At 41.2% G+C, this 19,286-nt stretch carries 18 protein-coding genes; 11 read left to right on the top strand and 7 right to left on the bottom strand.

The features are described from left to right. The first annotated feature begins 106 nt into the window (after positions 1 to 106). Together PENNN9_RS06980 and PENNN9_RS06970 are read left to right on the top strand one after the other, a co-directional pair. Positions 107 to 1,012, top strand: coding sequence for a LysR family transcriptional regulator (locus tag PENNN9_RS06980; protein ID WP_058368981.1), 906 nt, complete (start codon positions 107 to 109; stop codon positions 1,010 to 1,012). 400 nt (positions 1,013 to 1,412) lie between these two features. Beyond that, entirely contained in the window at positions 1,413 to 2,657 is a 1,245-nt protein-coding gene (locus PENNN9_RS06970) for an amidohydrolase family protein (protein WP_058368979.1), read from the top strand. Positions 2,658 to 2,749: 92 nt separating this feature from the next. On the opposite strand, the gene PENNN9_RS06965 is transcribed toward PENNN9_RS06970, so the two are convergent. From PENNN9_RS06965 to paaN, 7 genes are all read right to left on the bottom strand, one after another. Beyond that, positions 2,750 to 3,541: a glucose 1-dehydrogenase gene (locus PENNN9_RS06965; protein WP_058368978.1), complete on the bottom strand. Its 792-nt coding sequence runs from the start codon at positions 3,539 to 3,541 to the stop codon at positions 2,750 to 2,752. Positions 3,542 to 3,747: 206 nt separating this feature from the next. Continuing rightward, on the bottom strand, positions 3,748 to 4,584 hold the full coding sequence (locus PENNN9_RS06960) for an enoyl-CoA hydratase-related protein (protein ID WP_256713805.1): 837 nt from the start codon (positions 4,582 to 4,584) through the stop codon (positions 3,748 to 3,750). Positions 4,585 to 4,627: 43 nt separating this feature from the next. After that, positions 4,628 to 5,404, bottom strand: coding sequence for an enoyl-CoA hydratase/isomerase family protein (locus PENNN9_RS06955; RefSeq protein ID WP_058368977.1), 777 nt, complete (start codon positions 5,402 to 5,404; stop codon positions 4,628 to 4,630). 107 nt (positions 5,405 to 5,511) lie between these two features. Beyond that, complete coding sequence (locus tag PENNN9_RS06950; RefSeq protein WP_058368976.1) at positions 5,512 to 6,798, bottom strand: phenylacetate--CoA ligase family protein; 1,287 nt, start codon at positions 6,796 to 6,798, stop codon at positions 5,512 to 5,514. Positions 6,799 to 6,852: 54 nt separating this feature from the next. Beyond that, positions 6,853 to 7,407 carry a hotdog fold thioesterase gene (locus tag PENNN9_RS06945; RefSeq protein ID WP_058368975.1) on the bottom strand — a complete coding sequence of 185 codons (555 nt, stop codon included), beginning with the start codon at positions 7,405 to 7,407 and terminating at the stop codon, positions 6,853 to 6,855. Then, complete coding sequence (locus PENNN9_RS06940) at positions 7,394 to 8,953, bottom strand: 3-hydroxyacyl-CoA dehydrogenase NAD-binding domain-containing protein (RefSeq protein WP_058368974.1); 1,560 nt, start codon at positions 8,951 to 8,953, stop codon at positions 7,394 to 7,396. The genes PENNN9_RS06945 and PENNN9_RS06940 overlap by 14 nt, the downstream gene beginning before the upstream one ends. 272 nt (positions 8,954 to 9,225) lie before the next feature. Next, positions 9,226 to 10,911, bottom strand: a complete 1,686-nt coding sequence (paaN, locus tag PENNN9_RS06935) for a phenylacetic acid degradation protein PaaN (protein WP_058368973.1) — start codon at positions 10,909 to 10,911, stop codon at positions 9,226 to 9,228. 360 nt (positions 10,912 to 11,271) lie between these two features. Between paaN and PENNN9_RS06930 the strand changes: the two genes are divergently transcribed. The 9 genes from PENNN9_RS06930 to PENNN9_RS06890 all read left to right on the top strand — a co-directional run bounded on the left by PENNN9_RS06930 (position 11,272) and on the right by PENNN9_RS06890 (position 19,126). Then, entirely contained in the window at positions 11,272 to 12,078 is an 807-nt protein-coding gene (locus PENNN9_RS06930; RefSeq protein WP_058368972.1) for an enoyl-CoA hydratase-related protein, read from the top strand. 78 nt (positions 12,079 to 12,156) lie between these two features. Further along, positions 12,157 to 12,609: a PaaI family thioesterase gene (locus tag PENNN9_RS06925; RefSeq protein ID WP_058368971.1), complete on the top strand. Its 453-nt coding sequence runs from the start codon at positions 12,157 to 12,159 to the stop codon at positions 12,607 to 12,609. Between the two features lie 110 nt (positions 12,610 to 12,719). Then, complete coding sequence (paaA, locus tag PENNN9_RS06920) at positions 12,720 to 13,658, top strand: 1,2-phenylacetyl-CoA epoxidase subunit PaaA (protein ID WP_058368970.1); 939 nt, start codon at positions 12,720 to 12,722, stop codon at positions 13,656 to 13,658. 241 nt (positions 13,659 to 13,899) lie between these two features. Beyond that, complete coding sequence (paaB, locus tag PENNN9_RS06915; RefSeq protein WP_058368969.1) at positions 13,900 to 14,181, top strand: 1,2-phenylacetyl-CoA epoxidase subunit PaaB; 282 nt, start codon at positions 13,900 to 13,902, stop codon at positions 14,179 to 14,181. Positions 14,182 to 14,209: 28 nt separating this feature from the next. Continuing rightward, positions 14,210 to 14,983 carry a 1,2-phenylacetyl-CoA epoxidase subunit PaaC gene (paaC, locus tag PENNN9_RS06910; RefSeq protein ID WP_058368968.1) on the top strand — a complete coding sequence of 258 codons (774 nt, stop codon included), beginning with the start codon at positions 14,210 to 14,212 and terminating at the stop codon, positions 14,981 to 14,983. Positions 14,984 to 14,991: 8 nt separating this feature from the next. Continuing rightward, positions 14,992 to 15,483, top strand: coding sequence for a 1,2-phenylacetyl-CoA epoxidase subunit PaaD (gene paaD / locus PENNN9_RS06905; protein WP_082638029.1), 492 nt, complete (start codon positions 14,992 to 14,994; stop codon positions 15,481 to 15,483). Positions 15,484 to 15,537: 54 nt separating this feature from the next. After that, positions 15,538 to 16,605 (top strand): 2Fe-2S iron-sulfur cluster-binding protein, encoded by a 1,068-nt coding sequence (locus PENNN9_RS06900; RefSeq protein ID WP_058368967.1) that lies wholly within the window; start codon positions 15,538 to 15,540, stop codon positions 16,603 to 16,605. A gap of 77 nt (positions 16,606 to 16,682) precedes the next feature. Then, the gene (locus PENNN9_RS06895) at positions 16,683 to 17,876 is read left to right on the top strand and encodes a 3-oxoadipyl-CoA thiolase (RefSeq protein ID WP_058368966.1); all 1,194 of its coding nucleotides are present in this window, start codon (positions 16,683 to 16,685) and stop codon (positions 17,874 to 17,876) included. Between the two features lie 182 nt (positions 17,877 to 18,058). Further along, positions 18,059 to 19,126, top strand: coding sequence for a TRAP transporter substrate-binding protein (locus PENNN9_RS06890; protein WP_058368965.1), 1,068 nt, complete (start codon positions 18,059 to 18,061; stop codon positions 19,124 to 19,126). Positions 19,127 to 19,286 lie beyond the last annotated feature (160 nt).

The following is a 19,286-nucleotide window of genomic DNA, read 5'->3' as shown; positions in this document are numbered from 1 at the left end:
CTGGGGTTTTTAACCCAGCTTTTTTTATTTTATAAAAGTGTTCATGGGAGTTTTATGCAGTCAATCTCATAAAGCGATGAGTTAGGATAATAATAGGACAGCTAAAATGGGGCAGCTAGAAGATATGGCAATGTTTGTACGCATTGTCGAAGCCGGTAGTATTACTAAAGCCGCTGAGCAATTAGATATTGCCAAGTCGGCCGTAAGTAGGCGACTAAAAGATTTAGAGTCTCGCTTGGGCAATCAATTGATAAGTCGGACCACACGGCAGTCTAACTTGACCGAGGCTGGTGAGCATTATTATCGACAGGCGAACAATATACTCAGTGAAGTGGACGCACTTAATGAGCAGACCAGTGGAGCGCCCACACGTATTGAAGGCACGCTCAAGATGACAGCGCCCCTGTCATTTGGGCTTATGCATCTAAATGATGTGATCGATGAGTACGCCAATCAACATCCCAATCTAAGCTTTGATTTAGATTTTTCTGATCGGCATGTGGACTTAATTGAAGAAGGTTTTGAGCTAGCCATTCGTATTAGAGAGCTACAAGACTCCAGCTATCAGGCAAAGCGTTTAGCGCTGATTCGCTATGCGCTCTGTGCCAGTCCTGAGTATTTAGAAAAGATGGGAGCACCTAAAACGCTCGAAGACTTAGCAGAACATGAATTTTTGCAGTATGGCCTTAGTAAAACAAGCAATCTAGAGCTTACTGATGCGCAAGGAAAAAAGCATAACTATACAATAAATGCAAAAATCAAAGCGACCAATGGTGAGTTTTTAGTAGATTTGGCAGTGAAAGATCATGGCATTATTTTTATACCAACCTTTATTGCTTACCAAAGATTGGCCAAAGGTGAGCTAGTACCTATTCTCAAGCAATATCAGTTGCCCACCCTTAACGCCTATGCGGTATATCCAAAAAACCGCTTTTTATCACAGCGCTGCCGTTATTTGATTGATTTTATTGCAGAGCGTTTTGGTGACCATCCTTATTGGGATGAATTCTGATAAACATATCTTGTAGCGATCAAGTCATGGTTACCGCTTCCATATCCTTCTTTACGGATAGATATTTCATTTACCTATTTCGAAGTTGGTGACATGGCGGCAGCACGCGTTGGTATGAAAAAGCTGGTAGGTGCGCTCAAGATGGAAGGCGCGGTTAAATCCATGTTAAAAGATGTAGAAAATCGCAAGTTTTTAGTGGTGCCAAACATAATAATATTACAATATATGACCAAACAAACTATCCTGTGCTGTACGTCTACACAACTCCCACTTAGAAAAGACAACAACTGATAGCGGATGAATTTTAAATACTTTACTCTTTTAAATCACTAAAACAATCTCTCGCAAATAAAACTTTTAATAAAAATAAGCAAATGCAACTATATATGGGAAAATAATAATGACAACTTTAATAATAAAAAATGCTCAATTAACGGGCTATAAATACCCAGTTAATATCAGTATAAAGGATGCTTATATTACCAGTATAGATGGCGTTAAGAGCGTTTCAACTAATGGTCAGTCTGACACATCTAAGACTATTTATGATGCAAAAGGTAATTTTGTCTGCGCAGGATTTTTTGAGAGCCATATCCACCTTGATAAAGCCTGCATTCTAGATCGCTGTAGCGTACAAGAAGGCACACTTCAGGAGGCAATTGAAGAGACAGGTAAAGCCAAAGAACACTTTACTGAAGCCGATGTGTTTGAGCGCGCCTCAAGGGTCATTGAGATGGCGATTAAAAAAGGCACAGTAGGCCTGCGTACCTTTGTAGAGACTGATGAAAAAACCGAATTACGTAGCTTAAGAGCAATCAAAAGAGCACAAGAAAAATATGCTTTTGCTATTGATATACAGATATGTGCCTTTGCTCAGTCGGGTCTCACAACCAAACCTAAAACGCTTGAATTATTACAGCAGGCGCTCGAACAAGGCGCTGATCTAATAGGCGGTTGCCCGTATAAGGATGACAATCCAGACCAGCATATCGAGATGATATTCGATATCGCTGAGCAGTTTGATGTCGATGTTGACTTTCATCTAGATTTTGATTTAGATCCCGAAGGTTCAAGTATTCCAAAAGTAGTAGAAGAGACCATCAAGCGCAGCTATCAAGGTCGCGTGTCTATCGGTCACGTGACGAAGCTGGCGGCTATGGATAAGATGAAGCGTGGCGAGATGGCAGGATTGCTCAAACAAGCAGACATCACCTTGATTGTACTACCAGCTACTGATATCTATATCAACGGTAGCAATTATGAATGCTTAATACCTAGAGGCACAGTCAATGCGAATCAATTTGCAGCGTTGGGTCTCAATACGGCAATCTCTAGCAATAATATTTTAAACGCCTTTACGCCTTATGGTGACGCCTCGCTCGTTAGAATGGCCAACATGTATGCCAATATCGCGCAGTTATCTACGGATGATGAGTTAGCTGATGCCTTTGATATGATTAGCAAAAATGCGGCCAAATTACTTTCATTACAGACTGAGATAGTCGTTGACGCACCTGCAACGTTAGTTGTGTTAGAAGCTAAAAGTACCGTAGAAGCGATCCGCACCAATGCACAAGCGCTCGCAGGCTTTAAAAATGGCAAGCAGACTTTTTGTAATGAAGCGACTCATATTTGCTTTGAGTGATTTTGCTTAAATTGACAAAGGTCAAGACAACAAAAGCGCCATCTAATTGAAAGTTAGACGGCGCTTTTTTTAATGCTTTTATAGCCTTAATCTTAATCCAACGTTTGCACACCGCCGCCATTTACAAAGATAGTTTGACCACTCACCCAAGTTGAGATTGGCGATGCAAAATACAGCATTGCTCCAGCGATATCGTCGGCTTCACCTAAACGCTTAATAGGCGTATTTGCTAGCATCTTCTCCTCAATTTCAGGCGTCAACACACTCTCTAGCGCAGCCGTGCGCGTCGCGCCAGGACCAACTGCGTTAATACGTACTTCAGGGCCAAAGTCATGTGCCAAGTTTGCCACTATATGATTGACAGCCGCTTTTGATCCTGCATAACCACTCATATTTGGACTTTTATTAATACTGGACATGGAGGTGGTAAACACAATGGAGCCATAACCTGACTCTTTCATGTATGGTACGCACAATTGACACAGACGCCAGCCACTAAAAACGTTCAATTCAAAATCACGGCGAATATCGTCAACTGATATCTTCGAAGGATTTTCACGACCACCGCCCCCGCCGCCCGCATTATTAATTAATATATTGATAGTGCCGAATTCAGCCACCACCTTTTCTACCATGCTGACTAGATCATCATCTTTTAGTATATTGCATTCGACCGCTAAACCTTTGACCCCTAGCTCTTCAATATCTTTAATAGCAGCTTTAGCGTCTTCTAATTTTAGATCTGCAATAGCGATATTTGCACCAGCTTGTGCCAGACGTAGTGCCGTGGCTTTACCAATACCATTAGCACCACCAGTCACGATGGCAATTTTTCCTGATAAATCAAACAATTCATCAAATGCTTTGTGTTGAAAATTTTGCATACTTGCTTCTTATAATTGTTATTTATATAACTGTTAGGTGGTTATATACAATTTGATTGTCACTCTTGTTTGAATGCCAGTCTTAAGTATGCGCTTATTAACTTGACTTGATGTGACAGATTGACCGTCTTTTGTACTTATTGTATATATAAGCTTTCAAATAATAACTTTTCGTCTCTATAACTGTTTATTCTAAAACCTAGCTTTTATTTGTCTTGCCAATTGGGTCGACGTTTTTCTAAAAAAGCCTGCATCCCTTCTTTTTGATCCTCTAATGCAAAGGTTGCATAAAAATTTTGCTGCTCATACTGCATACCGTTCTTCAAACTGGATTCATTGGCATAATCTACCACCCTTTTGGCCATACTGATCACAGGTTTAGAACGTTTGGCGATGTTGTGTGCCACATAAAGCGCTTCCTCAACCACCTTTTCGTCCTCGACCACACGCGACACCAAACCACTACGCTCAGCTTCTAGAGCCGTCATCGTTTTTCCGCTCAATATGATATCCATAGCTTTGGCTTTCCCTACAGCTCTGATCAGTCGCTGTGTTCCACCTGCTCCAGGGATAATACCAAGCCCTGTTTCGGGCAACCCAAACGTCGCGCCATGACCCGCTACTATAATATCGCATAGCATAGCCAGCTCGCAGCCGCCTCCTAGTGCTAAGCCATTCACTGCAGCTACGATAGGAATACTACGCTGTTCTAGCTTTGACCATATCGAGGTGACGTATTGCTCCTCAGACACTTGAGCATAGCTTTTACCGCTCATCTCACTAATATCACCTCCAGCAGCAAACGCTTTTTTGCTACCGGTCAAAACTAGGCACCGAGCATCATTGTCTTGTAATAAAGATGTCACTTCACTCAGCTGGCACATCAATTCATCGTTTAACGCATTTAAGACTTCAGGTCTATTCAAAGACAGCTGATAAACCTTAAAATCATGTTCTAAGACATTTATTAGCTCATATTTTTTTAGCGTAGTTTTCATGGTATTTGTCGTTGAGTCTGAATCTACTACGGTATCCTTTTTCATGATGGTTTCTCTTATTATTAAACTCGAAGATGGTTTTAGGAAACTAGTTTCCTGTAAATTTGGCATGTCGTTTTTCTTTAAAAGCAGCAATACCTTCAGTTTTGTCAGTAGTAGACGCTAAAATAGAGAAGGTCTGGCGCTCAAAACTCATGGCTGACTCAAGTCCCATTTCTACCGAATTATTCAATGATTGCTTGGCTTGACTGATGGCAAATGGTGCATTTCTTGCTATTTTTGTCGCTATTGATACTGCCGCTTCTAACACCTCTTCGTCACACAAATCCGTAATTACGCCCCATTTTTCCATAGTGGAGGCTGGCATAATTTCGCCTGAATATATCATTCTAGCGGCGCGGTTTTTACCAATGAGTCTTGGTAAAATCTGCGTACCACCAGCGCCTGGCATCAACCCCAATTTTACTTCAGGTAAACCAAACTTTGCGTCTTTATGCGCTATAGCAAAATCACAAGATAGCAGCAGCTCCATACCACCGCCAAGACAATAGCCTTCAACTGCTGCAATAATAGGAATCGGGCATTGTCTGATGCGTCGCCATGCGCTTACTCTTGCATCCAATAAAGCCTGCTTTGGACTCAAAGTTGCAATCTCGTCAATATCTGCACCAGCCGCAAAATTTCCTTCCAGTCCATATATTACGATGACTCTAGCCACCTCTGAATTTACAAGAGACTCTATAGTATCTGCTAAGTGCACAACCAGCTCAGTGTTAAGAGCGTTTTTACGCTCAGGACGATTGATTCCTAGTTGGAAAATACCATTATCGAGCTTATCGACTTGCAAAAATGACTTGTGTTCCATAAGTTCCTTCTTTTTTATCATGCGATTAGAGGTTGTTGACGATTTGAGCATGTCACGGCTATCGTTAAATCTTTCAAACCTAATAGCTATCTTACACCCTACTAGTATTAGGCATGTTGGCGTAAGTCCATGACACGCTTAGCCTTTCCTTCTGAACGCGGTAACACACCGATAGGTTCGATAATAACTTCTACGCTCGCACCAATGGTTGATTTAACATTGTAGATAAGCTCTTTTTTTAACCGCGAGCTGGATTGATTTTCATCCACAGGCTCTACACGAATACGCAGCTGATCCATAGCGCCCACACGATAGCGTTCTATTAAATAGTTTGAAGAAAGACCTGGCACTTTCATTATTTGCTCTTCTAGTAACGAAGGATAAATATTTACACCACGCAAAATAATCATATCATCGTTACGGGCGGTTATCTTTTCGATACGCCGCATTGAGCGCACATCACCTGGTAGAATACGGGTAATATCACCAGTACGATAACGCAAAACAGGCATTGCCTCTTTCATAAGGGTAGTGATAACCAGCTCGCCTTGTTCTCCATCAGGCAATACTTCGCCAGTCTCTGGATCGATAATTTCAGGATAAAATAAATCCTCCCAAAAAGTGAGTCCACCTTTACTAGCGACTGCTTCTTGAGCAACGCCTGGTCCGACCACTTCAGAGAGTCCATAAATATCTAAAGCATCCATATTAAAGCGCTCTTCAATATGCCTGCGCATCTCATTTGTCCATGGCTCTGCGCCAAAGATACCCACTCGCAAACTGGTTTTGCGCGGGTCTTGACCCATTTTTTCCATGGCTTCAGCGATATTGACCATATAAGACGGCGTGACCATCATCGCCTCTGGTCTTAGCTCCTCGATAATCTGAATCTGACGATTGGTCATACCGCCTGAGATAGGAATAACCATAGCGCCCAGACGCTCAGCACCGTAATGCGCGCCCATCCCGCCAGTAAATAGACCATAGCCATAAGCGACTTGTACTGTATCATCTGAGGTCACACCAGCAATAGCGAGCGAGCGAGCGACTGCTTCTGCCCACATCTCGATATCATTACGAGTATAAGCGACAATCGTAGGTTTACCTGTCGTACCTGATGAGCCATGTAACCTAACGACTTCGCGGCGCTCAGCACACAGCAGATTTAACGGATAGTTATCCCTAAAGTCGTTTTTTACCATGAATGGTATTTTACTGATATCCTCTAATGACTTAATATCATCAGGATGCACATCAGCACTTGCCAAACGATTTTTCCAAAAAGTATTATTTTCAAAAGCATGTTTGACCGTATGCTTGAGACGTTTTAGCTGTAAGGCCGATATCTCGTCACGAGAGGCAACTTCAATACGATTGTAAAACTCTAAACTCATCTTAAATTCCTTTTTAAAATAGATAATAAAACTGGGTGTAATCCAATGACGCCATTAAAAATGGCTTGCCCCTTTTAAAGACCTGCTAAAGCCTTGAAACTCAGCGACCAAATGACCATTTGCACCGCAAGTAATTTCTATACGATAAGAGCCTGATCGTCCATGAACGCCTGACTCATAAGCATAGGCATACAGCTCATCGCCAATTTTAGCTGGTTGCCAATAAGCAATAGTACACATGTGACCAACTGCTATTTGATTGTGAGCATTACAAATATGTGCAAAAGTGGTATCAGCTAAACTGAATATAGCGCCGCCATGACAGCTGCCGTGACCATTTGCGTGAAAGGGTTGAACCAACATCTTACAAACAGAATAACCTGTTTTAGCCTCTACAATCTCAATGCCCAAATGCTGTGAGTAATGGTCATTAGCGAGCATTTTATTAGCGATACTTAGTGCTTGTTCGTCTGCCGTTTGCTGGGATACGACACTGTCATTTGTCTGAGTTGAATTTGCATCTGACGTTAATGAGCGATTAAAGCTAGGCAATCGTACCGAGTTATTGGCTGTATCTGTTAGCGTGTTGTTTGCTTCATTGTGAGCCATCGCTATGCTCCTTGTTTGCCTGTATTGCAAGAATACGCGGGACAACATAACTGCCACTACCATACATACGGCGCAGAGCGCTCAGGGTATTGATAACGATATCGACACCTATAAAATCAAGCCATTCAAAAGCGCCTAAGGGATAATTGACACCGCCTTTAAGCGCACTATCGATACCCTCAGGTGTCGCTATGCCTTGGGTAACACAAATAGAAGCTTCATTAATAATCATACTAAGGACGCGTAGGTTTATTAATCCAGGACAGTCTGCCACTTCGATCCAATCGATCTTACCTAAAGACTGAGGCAGATTGCCTGCCATCAGCGTAGCAGCTTTAGGGCCTGCAGCTGTAGCGACTACTCCTGATTGCTTATCAGGATGCTTAATATCTACTAATATCACTGGTATTTGTAGTGATGCCTCCCAATCAGCAGCTAGCCTGCCATCTGAAGCATACAGATGTATATGGTTATCTAATATCCCTATCAAAGACTCTGTCAATGGCGCTTCTTTTATGAGTGATGAGTCATCATTGCCTTTAGTCTCTTTATTACCTTTAGCCTCTTTATTGTCTAATTGCTCAGCTACCCAAGGATGATGACCATACGCTAAAAATCCTACTGCCCCTTCACTACTTTGTGATGAGATGACCTTGTTGCCCTTGTCGTTGTTTTGGTTAGCACTGGTTTCACTATAATCATAAAAACCCTTGCCACTCTTGCGACCAAGAAAACCTGCTTCGACTAACCCACCTTGCACATAGCTTGGGCGCAGGTGCGCAGGATAGAACAAGCTATCAAATAAAGAGCAGCTAACGGCATAATTAATATCTTGTCCGATAAAATCTGTCAGCTCACAAGGTCCCATCTTAAATCCTGCGCTACGGATACTCGCATCAAGATGAGCAGGCGTCGTTATTTGTTCCTCAAGTAAGCGAAAGCTTTCGACATAGAAAGGACGAGCAACGCGATTGACTATAAAACCTGGCGTATTTTTACAACGTACTGGCGATTTACCCCAACTTTCCATCAGCTTAATACTGGTTTGGGTCGTATTATCTTCAGTTTGAAGGGCTTCAATAACCTCGACTAAAGGCATGATACCGGGTGGATTAAAAAAGTGTAATCCAATAAAACGTTGCGGATTTTTTAAAGATGAGGCAATGGCTGTCACAGATAGTGAGGAGGTATTGGTTGCCAAAATAGTTTCAGAACTAACAATAGACTCAAGCTCGCTAAACACTTGTTGCTTGACATCTAAGCGCTCTACAATGGCTTCAATGACTAGTTTTGCGTCTATCAACTCATTGTTATTTTCACTAAGAGCAAGCGCATCAAGCCAGCTGTCTTTTTGCTGTTGAGTGATTTTTTGTTTTTTGACGAATTTAGTAAATAAATCATCGAGTGATGATTGGGCAGATTGTAGTTGTTCGCTTGATTGGTCGACCAGTATTACGTTGTGACCAGCTTGTAGTGCAAGCTGCACTATTCCTTGGCCCATCGTACCGGCACCAATGACACCAACAACGAAATTTTCGTTATTCATACAACTTCCTTGTATGTCATAAAGTTAACGTTTATACACGCTAGTGGTTATATAAGATAAAATAAGGTAAAAACGTACCTATTGAGGAAATAGAGCCCACTGCTGATAGTCAGTAGACTCTATTTTATTTTGAATAAAACTTAAACTTGGCTTACCTGTTATCCTAAGGTCTTATAAGGAGATGCAAATAAAAGACTGTGTGTACTATCCATATACTCACAACGTTACCCTCAAAAAACCAAAGGCAAACCCAATTTATAATTTACCGATGATTAGTTGGTTTGTTCACGTACTGTCACCCAACCAAAGCGAGGAGCCACAAATCCTAAATCGGTTAAGCAAGTATTGGCAGCAGGATTTAGTCCTGAACCATGAAAATCTGAATAAGCACTAGACTGATTGACATAGACGCCCCCAGTCAAATTGACTGACAACGGTGAGCCTGCATCAGCAATATCGTCCATAGCCTCACGTTTGAATTTCTCTGCAGTACTATATAACGCTGTAGTCATCGCACCATGCTGCTCAATGCTATCACAGACCAATTCAAGCGCATTTTGTGCATCATCTGTTGCAATCACATAGGCTATTGGCCCAAACTGCTCTTGATACATCTCAGCATCGTCTTTACTCACTTTGATCAGTTGCGGTTTGGCAGTTTTGGCATCTGGAAAGCCTTCATAATTTGCAGATTGCATGCCTAATACAAATGTTTTATCACCATCAGCGCTGTCTTTTACTCGTTTCGCTACATCGTCGCTATTCAATGCGCCTAATAGAGCAAAAGCACGTTTATCATCACCTAATAGTTTTTCGACAGCAGTCGCTATACCATCAGCTACCTCATCAAAACTCTTATGACCATCATTGGTTTCGATACCGTCTTTTGGAATATAAATATTTTGCGGAGCTGTACACATTTGACCTGAATACAGTGATAATGAAAAAGCAATGTTACTGGTCATGGCTCTAAAGTTATCGGTTGACTCAATAAGAATATTATTAAGACCCGCTTGCTCTAAATAAAGTTGTACGCCATCGGTATTCTTTTTAAGCCAATCGCCAAAGGAGTTACCACCGGTAAAGTCGATCATTTTAATCCGCTTATCTTGGACGATATCTTGCGTATAAGTATGATCATTGTTTGAAATCGCTATTTGCACGACATCAGGATCGACATTACTTTCTTGCAGAACTTCACGCATGATATCTACCGTAATAGCCAAAGGTAGAATCGCTTTATCAGACGGCTTGACGATGACACTGTTACCAGTCGATAAGCTGGCAAAGAGTCCAGGATAACCGTTCCAGGTAGGGAAAGTAGCACAGCCGATCATCACGCCAATACCTTTGCCGCGTGTCTTAAACGTCTTATCCATTTTGACCGATATTAAGTTACCTTCTTTATCTTTACCGGTTACTTTGTCCCATTTGACGGTTTTTGCCGTTGCTTCTATTGCATTGGCCGCATAAGCAATCGTCTCAAGACCACGTTCTAACGCATGGGCACTACCTGCTTGAAACGACATCATATAGGGCTGGCCTGTCGTATGCATAATGCTGTGTACCATCAAAAACGACTGTTTTGACAATCTATCAAGCATCTCCATACAGATACCAAAACGTGTATCATTATCAAGCTTGCGCCATTCTTTTTGTGCTTGTTGTGAGCGCTTTAGCAGGGTGTCTTTTTCAAGTTTTGGATATTGCATACCCATGTCAATACCATAAGGAGAGGTTGCATCGCACTGAACATACTCGGCATCTTTCATCGGTACTTTAAATTCGTATTTGCCGCCCAATAACGCATTAAAATCGTCTTCGCCTTTTTGTTTAGCTCCCTCTCCGTAATGCTTTTCACTTGGCATTTCTGGATAGGCAGACCAAGCTTCTCGAGTATGGATAACTTCTCTAGCTTTCGATAATGTCTCTTTATGTTTTTCGTAAAAGTCTGTCATTTATTGCTCCTTATGAGTATTAGAATATTCCTATTTAACAGTCCAATCTTTTTACTTTTTACATCCATTCTTTATTACTGATATATCTTATTAAGTTGAAAAACCATACTACATTATGATTTGGTATGCAATAGAGTGCACAGTAGTACACAAAAATAGCGCTATGAATTCTTCAAAATATTTCCTTTTATAACAAATAGTTAAAATGATAGAAAAATGAAGAACTCATTCGCTTTTTGCCGATTCTTACTATTTTATACTTCTCTGCTTGTTAATGTTAACAATTTTCACTACCATTGATAGTTATTGGACAAAAGCATTTGACCTTATTTTTGTAAAAATCAATGGATTGATAATTGTATGAATTCTAGTACCACTCCCTCAGACACGGTTTTAATGACTCATGAAAATGGTGTCGCAACGATTACCTTAAACCGTCCCAAACAACTCAATTCTTTCAACGAAGACATGCACGTTGCATTGGCTGCTGCACTTGATGAAGTAGTGGCAAACGAACAGATACGAGCAGTCATTTTTACTGGTGCTGGTAAAGGTTTTTGTGCTGGCCAAGACCTAGGCAATCGAGACCCTCGCAAGCAAAAGTATGATTTGGGTCAAACTATCATTGACTTCTACAATCCATTAATGAAGCGCTTAACAAACCTAGGTAAGCCGACTATAGCTGTTGTCAATGGCGTCGCAGCAGGCGCTGGGGTAGGTATTGCTTTGGCTTGCGATATTGTTTTGTGTGCCGATAAAGCAAAGTTTGCTATGGCTTTTGGCAAAATTGGCTTAGTCCCAGACTCAGGTCTGACGTGGGCATTGGTGCAATTGATTGGGCTTGCACATGCAAAAGCGCTGGTATTAACCAATGCCACGCTTAGTGCAGAGCAAGCTTTAGAATATGGCTTAGTTTGGAGAGTCTATGAAGCAGATAGGCTGATGGATGAAGCGACAAAACTTGCGACAAGCTTGGCTCATGGACCAGCTCTTGGTACAGAACTCACGATAAAAGCATTGAATCAAGCAACTTCTAATTCACTAGAAGAGCAGCTCGAACTTGAAGCAAAATATCAGCGTGAAGCAGGTTATAGCGATGACTATAAAGAAGGGGTCACCGCTTTTTTAGAGAAGCGCCCTGCTGTCTTTTATAAAGACAAGCAGTAAATGCCAGTTTTAAAAGTTTAAAACCATACATTCTAATCTCTACACTCAATCTTATACCCTTACTGGAAGTATTCATCGATGATTCATGCAAATGCAGAAACTATGTCAACGTATGGCCATATTATAAGAAAGCAAATTGATGATGTCTTTCCGGCTTGGGTACTCAATAACTTCTCTGTAGATATTATTGAACTCACTGCAGGTGAGGCTCACTATGAGCTGGCTTATAATCCTGATTTATATAGGAAGGTGCCTGCTCCCAATGTAGCTGAGATTTTATCCGGTCAAGCCGTAATGGCTTTAGCAGACTCCTTATTGGTATTCCCAGTATTGGCTCAAGTTGGTCAGACCAAAGAGATGGTTACCTTAAACTCAAACACAGAGTTTTTGCGGCCGATAAAAGCTGGAAAAGTTTCTATCAAAGCCAAGGTTATCAAAGCAGGCAGTAAGGTAGTTAGGGGTCAAGTAGAAGTGTTCGACACTGACAATAAATTATGTGCGCTAACAATAATATGCTATATTTTTATATAATGATATATTATGATGCAACATAAACCTTTGAATATAATACATATTTTAGTGATACGCTATCAAGACAAGTGCTTTGTATTGAAAGGAATACGAATAACAAGGAGTAAGTCATGAGAAATACTGATCTTAAGAAGTTTGAAGATAAAATCGCACGTGATGTCAAAATTGAGCCTAGAGACTGGATGCCAGAAGCCTACCGCGAAAGTTTGATTCGTCAAATATCGCAGCATGCTCATTCAGAGATCGTTGGGATGTTACCAGAAGCAAATTGGCTGACTCGCGCCCCATCTTTACGCCGTAAATCTATTCTTATGGCGAAGATTCAGGATGAGGCAGGTCACGGTCTATACTTATATTGTGCGGCAGAAACTTTGGGTGCAGAAAGACAGGCGACCATCGACGCTATGCTTGAAGGAAAGATGAAGTACTCTTCTATCTTTAACTACCCTACAAGAAGTTGGGCGGACATGGGTATGATTGGCTGGTTAGTAGATGGTGCTGCTATTGTTAACCAAGTTGCTCTACAACGTACTTCATACGGTCCCTACGCCCGCGCTATGGTGCGTATCTGTAAAGAAGAGTCCTTCCATCAACGTCAAGGCTATGAGCTGCTAACTGAGCTTGTAAAAGATGGCACTGCTGAGCAAAAAGCCATGGTGCAAGATTCTATTAATCGTTTTTGGTGGCCCGCCTTAATGATGTTTGGTCCACATGATAAGGATTCAACTAATAGCGATCAGTCTTTAGCTTGGAAGATTAAGCGTTTTGGTAACGATGAGCTACGCCAAAAGTTTATCGATATCACAGTTCCACAAGCGGAATACTTAGGTCTAACGATTCCTGATCCTGACTTAAAATGGAATGAAGAGACAGGTCATTATGATCACGGCCCTATAGATTGGCAGGAGTTCAAACAAGTCGTTAGTGGCTATGGCCTGTGTAACAAAGACCGCATGAATGTCCGTCGTCAAGCACAAGAAGATGGTAAATGGGTCGTTGATGCAGGACTTGCTTATGAAGCTAAACAAAAAGTGAAGAAAGCTGCCTAAAAGACCTGTTCTATATTTCAAACATTAATGTGTAGAGTAGCGATGGCTGCATGCTGTCGCTAATCACTATTTTTTAGTATTAATCATTATCTTCTATCTATAGCATGTTTTTATAATTCTGCTTTTTATTTTATATATTCAGTTAGATTATCAGATAAATTCGATACTTACTTAGTGATAAATAAAGGCTAATTAGTAATAAACGAATGCTAGTAACAAACGAACGCTAAAGGAGTTAGCAATGAGCAAACCTCAATTATACGAAGTATTTATTAGAGCCAAAGCTGGTTTATCTCATCAACATGTTGGTTCACTACACGCAACTGATGACGAGATCGCATTACAGAATGCTCGAGATTTATATACTCGTCGTAATGAAGGTACTTCTATCTGGGTAGTCAAATCTAATAATATCACGTCGTTAGACTATGATGATCAAGATGTTTATTTAGAGCCCTCTATTGATAAAATTTATCGTCATCCAACTTTCTATGAAATTCCTGACGAAGTTGGCCACATGTAATTGACGTTATTTATTAATGGATCTTGTTATGAACACTATTACCATAAACCGTGAAGAAACTATTTTTGACTATGCCCTGCGCTTAGGAGATACCGCTTTAGTATTGGCACAGCGCCACTGCGAATGGGTAGGTCACGCCCCTACTATTGAAGAAGAGCTGGCACTTGCTAATATTGGTTTGGACACTTTAGGACAAGCGATGGCTTGGCTAGAGGTCGCTGCAGATAACGACGCACAAAAAAGAGATGCTGATACATTGGCGTATTTTCGCAATGAGCGTGAATACACTAACTATCTACTTGCTGAGTTAGAAAAAGGCGATTTTGCAGTCACGACCCTTAGAGGCTTTTTTGTAAGTACTTACCTCAAATATCTATATCAAGACATGCAAGATAGTAGCGTTGATACCTTTAAAGCCATTGCTATCAAATCTTCCAAAGAAGTTCAGTATCATTATATTCATCAGCGTGCATGGTTGGTACGTCTTGGTAATGGTACTGACGAGAGTCACCAAAGATTGCAAGCAGCTTTAGATGATCTTTGGGCATATACAAATGAGCTTTTTGAAGAAGATGAGACCATCAAGTCAGCACAAGAGTTAGGCATTATAAAGTCTATGGCGACTATAAAACAGCAATGGCGTAAAGATGTTCTCGCCCTTATTAGTGAGGCCAGTCTTACTATGCCACAAGACAAATATCATCATAGTGGTGGCACAAAGGGTCTGCATACCGAAACGCTTGGCCTATTATTGGCTGAAATGCAATCTTTACGTCGGGAGTTCCCTGACGCTAAATGGTAGATACTGATATGACTAAAATTCAGCTAACACCGATGCTAGATATCGATGAGATAACAGAAATTTTGGCTAATGTACCTGATCCTGAAGTGCCTGTATTAACATTAAACGACTTAGGTATTATCAGAGATATCAGTGTTGATAAACAAGCTGGATCGATTACTGTAACCCTTACCCCCACCTACATTGGCTGTCCTGCTACTTCTGCTATCAGAAAGATGGTGAGTGATGCACTGCTCGATGCAGGTTATCCTAAACCGATTTTAAAAGAGCAGCTGGTTCCAGCTTGGTCAACAGATTGGATCACGCCTGAAGGGATTGTAAAGCTTGAAGATTACGGTATCGCGCCGCCAGGATCGGATGATGATAACGAACCCAAACGTTGTCCGCACTGTGGCAGTGACAGTTACCAAGTCGTCAGTCATTTTGGTTCTACTGCCTGTAAATCATTGTATAAATGTCTTGAATGTAAAGAACCATTTGAATACTTTAAATGCCATTAATGCTGTAATAAAAATTAATAACACACTTTATAGACAAATTTTAAAGGAATAATTATGTCTGTCTATCACTCCTTAAAAGTAGTCGAAGTACTTCCTGAAACTGATGAAGCAGTGACACTAAAGTTTGATATTCCAACAGATCTATCAAACCACTTCAAAGCTCTTCCTGGACAACACCTAAAACTTAAAACTCATATCGCTGATGAAGAAGTCGAGCGCTTCTACTCTATTTGTCAGATGGGCGACGACTATCTACGGGTTGGCATCAAAAATGTACCTGAAGGTGTTTTTTCTCAGCATATCTCTAGTACTATAAAAGCTGGTGATACTATCGACGTCATGGCACCTCAAGGAGATTTTTGTTTACCTCTTGAGGACACAGAGTCCATGAAGCAGGCAACGCAATATCTTTTTGTGGCAGCTGGTAGTGGTGTAACGCCTATTTTAGCAATGGTAACGTACTTGCTAGAAAATACAGATAATACTCATATAGATTTTGTCTACATCAATGCTAAACGACAAACAGTGATGTTCTTTGATCAGCTTGAAGCCTTAAAAAACAGATACATGGGTAGATTGTCTATTATCCATGTTTTGACACGAGAACCTAGAGATTTGGATATCTTGTCTGCCCGTCCTGAAGGCGAACGGTTCGAACAACTGCTATCTGCTTTTATTAATACAGATACATTAGACCACACTTATTTATGCGGGCCACTGCCTATTATTGAAGGCTTTAGAGAAGCGTTAATCGATAAAGGTATTGATAAAAAGAACATTCATCTTGAGCTATTTGGTACTCCCACTAGTCAGACGGTTCGTCGTCCTGTCGTACATAGCGATGCTGACAAACAGATTACCATCATTTCGGGCGGTCGTAAGCAAGTCATTGGTTTGGCTGAGGGTCAGAGCGTTCTTGATGCAGCGATTGATGCAGGTGCAAGTGTGCCTTTTGCTTGTAAAGGCGGTGTCTGCGCAACTTGTAAAGCAAAAATGGTTGAGGGCGAAGCTACTATGGCTATCAACTATGGCCTAGAAGATTATGAGGTAGATTTAGGATATGTATTGACCTGTCAAGCCCATGTACAGACTGATACAGCGATAGTAGATTTTGATGTCTAACAATCATTTTCATACCTTCTTAACTCTGCATCGTTTTTCGATGAGTAATTAAACCAAGATTAAACTGAGTATTTTTTATGAGAGATGTATATATAGTAGATTATTGCCGTACCGCTTTTGGTCGATATGGTGGCAGCTTATCTTCCATTCGTCCAGACGATTTGGCGGCTACTGTGCTCAAACATATCCGTGAAAACAATAACTTTGACCCAAAACTGATTGACGATTGCTTATTTGGATGTGCCAATCAAGCGGGCGAAGATAACCGAAATGTGGCAAGAATGTCGTTGTTATTAGCAGGATATCCTGTCGAAGTTCCAGGGACTACTCTTAATCGTCTATGTGGCTCAGGTGTTGATTGCATTGGTTTGGCAGCGAGAAGCATTAAGTCAGGCGAGACTGATATTATGCTAGCAGGTGGCGTCGAATCTATGTCACGTGCTCCTTTTGTCATGGCCAAACCTACTAAAGCATTCGATCGCAATGCTGAGGTTTATGATACGACTATCGGCTGGCGTTTCACTAATAAAACGCTTGAAGCGCAGTATGGTAGCGATTCCATGCCACAAACCGCAGAAAACGTGGCTCAAGAATTCAACATCTCTCGTGAAGCACAAGATGAATTTGCCTATCATTCACAAATGAAAGCAGCCAAATCTACTGAGCGCTTGGCGAAAGAGATTGTGCCCGTCACTTATATGGATCGTAAAAAAGGTCAAATCACGGTTGATACCGATGAGCATCCTCGTGCTGATACAACCTTAGAAAAACTGTCATCATTAAAACCGATATTTAAAGGCGGTACTGTAACTGCAGGTAATGCCTCTGGCGTAAATGATGGTGCAGCCGCTTTACTTCTTGCTTCTGAAGATGCTTGTAAGCAGCATAACCTTACCCCCAAAGTTCGAGTAATTGGAACAGCAGCACGTGGCGTAGAACCTCGTATTATGGGGATTGGTCCTATAGCAGCGGTTGAAGTATTATTCAAACGCACAGGTCTTAAAATGTCTGACTTTGATGTCATTGAGCTTAATGAAGCGTTTGCCAGTCAAAGTTTGGCAATATTAAATCATTTTGGTATCGAGCCAACTGACACTCGTCTTAATCCAAATGGTGGTGCTATAGCTTTAGGTCACCCTTTAGGGGCTTCAGGGGCACGCATCGCAGGTAGTGCAGTAACAGATATTGCAGGCAAACCAGGTCGTAAAGCTTTGATCACTATGTGCATAGGTGTTGGCCAAGGTATTGCTATGGCCATTGAGGCAGTTTAGCTACTAGTTGTAATTCTAAAATATAAGAGCTATGCAAGCATGGCTCTTTTATCTTAATACGTAAATATTTGCAAAGCTCTTTAATGTCTACTTCACGGACTAAAGTGAGTGCTTTGCTGTAAATTGTGTAGTATATTGTTAACAATTCTTATTTTTGGTTTATCTACAAGGAAGTGATAAATATGTCAATCAAAGTCAAACTTAGTGCTATGTCTTTAACTATGGCACTAGCATTAGGACTATCAGGCTGCTCAAATCAAGCGGATAGTACTGCTGACGGTTCTGCAACTTCAGCGCAAGAAACAACCACTTTGCGATTTTCACATTTTTGGCCAGCAACTTCGGCCATGCAAACTGACGTTTTTGAACCGTGGGCTGAAAAGCTTGAGACAGAATCAGATGGTCGTTTAAAAGTTGAGATCTACCCCTCAGCAACGCTAAGTAAACCTGATGCTACTTACGATGCGACTGCAAAAGGCACGATAGACATCGGCTCTCAAGCGCACGGCTATACTGCCGGACGCTTCCCTCTAACGACGATCACTGAACTTCCAGGGCTGTCCAATTCAGCCTCTCAAATGAGTTGTATATTACAAACTCTCTATGACGATGGTACGCTTGCTGGCGAATATGAAGACACACATCTGTTATTCATGATGGGCGCAGGTCCAGGAGCATTGCATACAGTAGATAAATTAATCCGTACACCAGATGATATGAAAGGTATGCGCATTCGCAGACCGTCAGCAGTCGCCGGTGACATCATTGAGGCAACTGGTGCATCACCTGTTGGCTTACCTGCTACTGATATCTACACTTCGTTGCAACGTGGCGTTATTGATGGTTTGAGCTTTGCTTGGAGTCCTACTGGTGACTTTAGATTGACAGAGCTGACCAATGCGCATACTAACATTCCATTTTATAGCTCAGCCTTACTGGTCACTATGAACAAAGACAAGTATCAAAGCTTACCAGATGATCTCAAAAAAATTATTGATGACAATTCAGGTAAAGTAATGGCAGACATTGCAGGTGAGATGTTTGATAGAGAAGATGCTAAGTTTATAGAAGAAGCTCGTGCTAAAGGCGATCAATTCATCGAAATTCCAGACCCACTTAACGACCCAGCATGGAAAGAGCCACTTGAAGCTGGTACTCAAAAGTATTTAGATGATGTCAATGCGCTAGGTTTAGATGCCGATGGCGTCTATGAAAAAGCCAAAGCCGCTAGTGCCGCTTGTAAAGTTTAGTTTATAAGGCTGCGTTGAGATGTTGTCATGTTTGATGTTACTTGTGACTTCGCGCTTTCTTTGAAAGCTTAAAAACCACATATACGATGGGTATCTTTATGATGCCCATTTATGCTTAATACAAAAGTATGATCCATAAAAAAAGCCTCCAAATTTTACT

It is taken from the genome of Psychrobacter sp. ENNN9_III (assembly GCF_001462175.1).
Classification (GTDB): Bacteria; Pseudomonadota; Gammaproteobacteria; order Pseudomonadales; family Moraxellaceae; genus Psychrobacter.
This window is presented reverse-complemented; position numbering and strand designations above follow the sequence as displayed.